The organism is Protofrankia sp. Cr1 (assembly GCF_963555865.1).
In the GTDB taxonomy this organism is placed as follows: domain Bacteria; phylum Actinomycetota; class Actinomycetes; order Frankiales; family Frankiaceae; genus Protofrankia.
In genome coordinates this window covers 1-2,590 of record NZ_CAUVXO010000681.1, presented here as the reverse complement: position 1 = coordinate 2,590, position 2,590 = coordinate 1, and the positions used below count along the sequence as shown (strand labels likewise).

Sequence of the window (2,590 nt, the reverse complement as noted above, 5' to 3'; positions counted from 1 at the left end):
TTTTACCGGCCAGGTAGGATGCGGCGCCTTGAAGTATATTTTCCGGAAACGATCGGCGAAGCGCCTTTTGATGATCTCTTGACCGATCATCGGGTTTTCTATCCTGTTCAGGGTGGTGAGTTCACGGAACCGGTCGCTTACCGTGGCCACGGCGTGATCCCTGATGAGGATCCAGGTGTTCGGCAGACATGCGACTATGCACAGCGTGCGCGCTGTCACGTCACGCAGCACCAGGAGCCCGTCCGCCACCTGATCGAAAAGCGGGTTGGGATGCCAGTCCTGCGGCCCGGTCTCCTTGTCCCCGGCGGATGTGGTTTCCGCGATAATCGTGTCGATCTGGTCGATGGCTATCACACTCGGGCCGGTGAGTGCCAGCAGACGTGAGATCTCGCTGACGATCTGCCGCGCCGGTTTCGCGGGCGTGCGCATGCCCCGCCGCGCGCGCTCGCCCGGTTCCTGCTCCTCCATCGACTGGAGGTAGCTCTGGCCGATGTCCTGCGCGGCGAAGTCGGCCGCGCCGTACAGGACCATCGCCCGCAGCGTGTCCTGACATTCCCGTCCGAGCTTGTTGTCGAACGTGCGCAGCCCGACGATGAAGTCCTTCAGATGCTCCGGTGCCAGCTCGGTGTCACCGACGACGCCGGCTTGGACCTGGTCGGTCACCCCGAGCAGTGACGACAGCCGCCGGAGGAAGAGTGAAAGTTGCGTGCCCTGTCCGTCGACGTCGCGCAGCAGATTCTCAAGCATGGCACCGGCGACGCTTTCCCAGAAGGTCGTGCCGCTCAGCGGCCCGATGAGAAAGAAGTAGCCGTCTACGCTGTGCACCCTTTCCCGCACCCAGCCGAGCAGGTGTGTCTTTCCCGACCCGCGTTGGCCCTGGACGACGATCCCGATGGGACTGGAGCCGCTGCTCGCGACGGCGTCGGTGATCCCGGCGTCGATGCTGAGTGTCGCGTGGGCGTGGAGTCCGTCGACATGCACCGAGGAGGTCCGCCACACGTCCTCCGGTGTGCGCGCCCAGTCCAGCCGGAGAGCGGCGAACGCCTTGCGTTCCAGGGCGGTCATACGTCCTCGATCGCGAGCAGGTGGTTGTCCTGGCCGCCTATCTTCACCGCCGCCGCCCGATCCTCGCTGGTCAACGTCTTCTGGTTCTCCTCGGGTATGAGGTTCACCCGCGGGCTGCGGTCCATCCGGCGTAGCACCGTGTCCACGTCGTCATGCTCGGCATCACCGAGAAGGGAGCGTAGCCGGGTAAGGCTTACCCAGCTTCCGGGACGTTCGGCGAGCTGTCGATAGGCATCCCGGATCCGAATATCGAGATCAGGTCCGGCGGGTCCGGCGGGTCCGGCGGATCCGTCGAAACCGGCCGTCGAAGCGGTCGGTATCGCGGCTTCGGCTTTCGGCAACGCCGACCCGGTTTCGGGCGGGGGCTCGCTGCGGGGCCGGAAGACGTCGGCGGGAACGAGATCTTCCTGTTCGAGATAACGGTTGATGCCGGCCAGTACGGCATACAGCGCACCGGCGGCGGGACCACCGCGCGCCGGACGCGGCGCCGACAGCTCCTCGCGGCACCGTGCCCATCCGCTTTCGGTCAGTTCGTGGATGAACGGGCTACCCGCGCGGCGGCTCGCCACCAGCTTCAGGTCATTGAGCTTCCTGCGCGAGGCGCCGTCGAGCCTCAGACCGTAGGCGTTTTTCAGCTCCGGGTTGGAGACCTCGGTCGCCTCCGCCATCAACGCCAAGAGGATCGCCACCTCGCTCGGGGTCAACGTCTCGCTGGGCATTTCCTTATTCCTCCTACTGTCCTTGGCGTCGGGTCCGGATGAAACGCTCGATGCGGAGCAGCACTGCATCCAGATCATGAAGGATCTGGGTGTTGGTGAACCGCAGCACGGCGAAGCCGTCGAGCTGGAGGTCCACGTCGCGGCGCCGATCCGCTTCGTAGCGCGCCAGCCCACAGTGTTCCGGACCGTCGACCTCGACCACACATCGCTCGGCGGACCACGCCAGATCCAGCCGGACCGGGTTGACCAGTGGGCCGAAGCGGTAGGTCTGATTCCAGGTTCGTCCCATCGCCCACGGCCGTGCCGCCAGCGCTGTTTCCAGCATGTGTTCGGCCTGGCTCGCCGGATGCGGCCTGCCGGCGAGGGGCGGGTAGCTGATGGGCGTACGTTCGATGGGTGCGGGGTCGGTGAACATCTGTTGGCGGGTGAATTCCGCGACAGTCCCGGTCAGGTCCACCGCGGCCGCGCAGATCCGGTCCACGGTTTGAAGCGGATCACCCGTGAGCCACACGCCGGCACGGCCGTGGTACACGAGCCACTCGAAATCATTGATGTGGGAGACGTCGTGGCGATCGGTCGGTAGCTGATGACAGCGGGCGCGTCGTCGGGTAGTGGCTCCAGCGATAATTCGATGGCTTCGGGGCTCGCCTCGGTAAGGCGCACGACACGATCGAGCGGCACCTGCGCCCACGACCATGTCACCCCAGCACCCCCGACCGTGACGGTTCTGACTCCGATACGAATCGGACTCCGATACGAATGCCTGCCGCCACGGAGCCCCCCACATCCGGTGACAGGGTTTCACA

At 65.4% G+C, this 2,590-nt stretch carries 2 protein-coding genes and 1 pseudogene; all 3 read right to left on the bottom strand.

Features of this window, described 5'->3' with window-relative positions:
- A pseudogene (locus U9980_RS27920) lies at nucleotides 1-1,065 on the bottom strand (ATPase); the annotation flags it as partial.
- Nucleotides 1,062-1,784: a hypothetical protein gene (locus tag U9980_RS27915; RefSeq protein ID WP_322770659.1), complete on the bottom strand. Its 723-nt coding sequence runs from the start codon at nucleotides 1,782-1,784 to the stop codon at nucleotides 1,062-1,064. The pseudogene U9980_RS27920 and the gene U9980_RS27915, both read right to left, overlap by 4 nt.
- Nucleotides 1,785-1,797: 13 nt before the next feature.
- The gene (locus U9980_RS27910) at nucleotides 1,798-2,316 is read right to left on the bottom strand and encodes an endonuclease domain-containing protein (protein ID WP_322770658.1); all 519 of its coding nucleotides are present in this window, start codon (nucleotides 2,314-2,316) and stop codon (nucleotides 1,798-1,800) included.
- Between the last annotated feature and the right edge of the window lie 274 nt (nucleotides 2,317-2,590).

What these genes read in the sequence shown, in the direction of transcription:
- U9980_RS27915 (WP_322770659.1), bottom strand. Translation starts at nt 1,784, where the DNA reads ATGCCCAGCGAGACGTTGACCCCGAGCGAGGTGGCGATCCTCTTGGCG.